The 3311-nt window shown below is 54.4% G+C and carries 1 protein-coding gene; it reads left to right on the forward strand.

What is annotated here, in order from left to right; genetic code table 11:
- Positions 1–3311: beta strand repeat-containing protein (locus CODIS_RS20255; protein ID WP_154723232.1), on the forward strand; the 3311-nt coding region annotated here is incomplete at both ends.

Below are 3311 nucleotides of genomic sequence, written 5' to 3' on the forward strand. Positions count from 1 at the left end.
TATCTGCACGGTACGACCAATACCGCAGGCAATGACGCCGATACGATCAACGTCACGATCAACGACAACGGCAACACAGGCAGCGGCGGCGGTACCGATATCGACCTGGGCACCATCAACGTCGACATCGCCGCGGTCAATGACGACCCGACCAATGCCGGCTCACTGCCGAGTGATATCTCGGTGACTGAAGACGTATTGAGTAATGTCGATCTGTCGGCGGTTGATTTCGCTGACGTCGATGCCGCTTCGGGCACACTGACCGTGACCCTGACCACCAGCACCGGTGGCGACCTGACTGCGGCGGCAGGTACCGGTATCACGATCGGCGGTACAAGCACGGCCAGAACACTGACCGGCACGCTGACCGATCTGAACAACTACTTCAATACCGCGAGCAACATCACCTATCTGCACGGTACGGCGAATACCAGCGGTAATGACGCCGACACTATCCAGGTCGATGTGACCGATAACGGCAACACCGGTACCGGTGGTGGCGCGATCAATCTCGGTACTGTCAATGTCGATATCACTGCGGTCAATGATGCCCCTGTAGTGGTTGATCTTGATGGTGATATCCACAACTTTACGGAAGGTGACGGGGTTGTTCTGATCGAACAGGGCGGTGATGCCGTTGTCAGTGATTCTGATTCCAGCGACTATGCGGGCGGTTCACTAACGGTTGAAGTAGACAGCGGTCTACAGCCGGCCGAAGACCGGTTCTCGATCTTTAATCAGGGAACGGATACTGGAGAAATAGGGTTAAGCGGTGGCAATGTCACGTATAGCGGTACCCTGATCGGGACCGTTACCGGGGGGACGGGAATCGACCCGCTAACGGTCACATTTAATTCAAATGCTACATCAGCCGCTGTTACGGCACTGGTCCGGAACATTACCTATGAAAACAGCAATCTCGAAAATCCGGCTGATGGAACACGCAGCGTCACCATTGACATCACGGATGGGGACGGAGCATCTAGCCTAACCCAGAACCTAACGCTCAATGTCAGTTCGGTGAACGATGCGCCGGTGGTCGATTTAAATGGCGCCGATGGTGCGGGTGTGGACTTCGCTGTCACCTTCACGGAAGACGGCGGAGCTGTCAGCGTCGTGGATACGGACGCTACGATCAGTGATGTTGATAACACAACCTATCAAAACCTGAGTATCAATTTATCAGGTTTCCTGGATGGCGTCAGCGAACAAATCACAATAGCAGGATATGTATTCACATATGGTTCGAGTGATAACCAAATCCGCACTGTGGGTAGCACTGATTTTGAAATCGATTTCGACGGCACTGGCTTCAATGTCATGTTGGATGGCGGCGGTGGAATGCCGGAAGCCGATCTGCAGTCCCTGTTGCGGGGTGTTACCTATGAGAACACCTCTCAAGACCCGACAGCAGGTGACCGTACAATCAATTTTTTCGCCCAAAACAGCTCGCTCCTGAACAGTCCCGTCGCAACATCGACGATCACTGTCAATCCGCAGAACGATGCGCCCACGGCGACAGATAACGCCAATTCCGTCTCTGAAAATGGTTTTGTCTCAGGTAACGTTATAACAGATGATTCCGGATCAGGAGTGGACAGCGATCCGGAGGGAGATGGCCTGCAGGTAACCCAAGTTGAAGGGGGAGCCTACACGCCTGGACTTCCGGTAACTCTGGCTTCAGGCGCACAAGTCACTTTTCAATCCAATGGAAGCTATACCTACAACACCAACGGTCAGTTTTATGGACTGGGTGCCGGTAGCAGCGTGGATGATAATTTTACCTATCAGATAGGTGACGGCAACGGAGGTTTCGATACCGCAACGGTTACCATTACTATCAATGGCAGCAATAATACCCCGTCAATCACGAGTACCGACCTCACCCTGGACGAAGGCCAGACTGTCACCCTCGGTGATGCCAATTTTGCCGTCTCCGATGCAGACGATACGGACTTTACCTACACCGTAAGTGGTATCTCTGGTGGCTACTTCCAGTTGAGCACCAATCCCGGCGTGTCGATCACCAGCTTCACCAGCGCCAACCTGACGGGTGGCCTAGTGCAGTTTGTCGATGACGGTAACGAAGTGGCCCCGGCGTTCAGTGTCACTGTTAACGATGGTGATATCGATTCCAACACCCTTGCGGCAACGATTAACTTTACTTTGGTCAGTGACAGCACACCCGTTGCGAACATCGACAGCATCACTGTCGCCGAGGGCGGTACGGCGACCACCCTGGTGGGCGGTTCGTCAACTGTCCTCAATAACGATACTGGCCTGGTTGATGTACCAGTGACGGTCTCACTTGTTTCGGATGTCACTAATGGGTCGCTGACTCTCAACGGTGATGGTACCTTCAGTTACACCCCCGACGGTAGTGAGAACTTCACCGATTCATTTACTTACCGCGTGACGGACAATGATGGTGAAACAGCCGACGCCACGGTCACGATCAATATCACTCCAGTCTCCGATCAAACGCCAGTGGCGAATGCTGACAGTATCACGGTCGCCGAAGGCGCCACGGCGACCACCCTGGTGGGCGGTTCGTCAACTGTCCTGAACAATGACACCGGTTTGGGTGATACGCCGGTGACGGTAAGTCTGGTCACCGATGTGACGAATGGCACCCTGACCCTCAACGGGGACGGGACCTTCAGCTATACCCATGATGGTAGTGAAAACTTCACTGATAGCTTCACCTATCGGGTGACCGATAACGACGGTCAGACCGCCGACGCCACAGTGACGATCAATATCACGCCGGTAAGCGATGCGACCCCAGTCGCGAATGCTGACAGCATCAGCGTGGCTGAAGGCGGTACGATCACCACCCTGGTGGGTGGCGCGTCAACGGTCCTCAATAACGACACCGGTCTGGGTGATACCCCGGTGACGGTAAGCCTGGTCACCGATGTGACGAACGGATCGCTGACCCTCAATGGCGACGGCACCTTCAGTTACACTCATGACGGTAGTGAGAACTTCACCGATTCATTTACTTACCGCGTGACTGATAATGATGGTGAAACGGCCGATGCCACGGTCACGATCAACGTGACCCCGGTCTCCGATGAAACCCCGGTGGCCAACGCGGATAGCATTACGGTAGCCGAAGGCGGCACCGTCACCACCCTGGTAGGCGGCGCATCAACGGTCCTCAATAACGACACCGGTCTGGGTGATACACCGGTGATAGTCTCACTCATTACGGATGTCGCGAATGGGTCGCTGACCCTCAACGGTGACGGGACTTTTAGTTACACCCACGACGGTAGCGAGAACTTTACTGACAGCTTCACTTATCG

This window comes from Candidatus Thiodiazotropha endolucinida (genome assembly GCF_001715975.1).
Taxonomy (GTDB): Bacteria; Pseudomonadota; Gammaproteobacteria; order Chromatiales; family Chromatiaceae; genus Thiodiazotropha; species Thiodiazotropha endolucinida.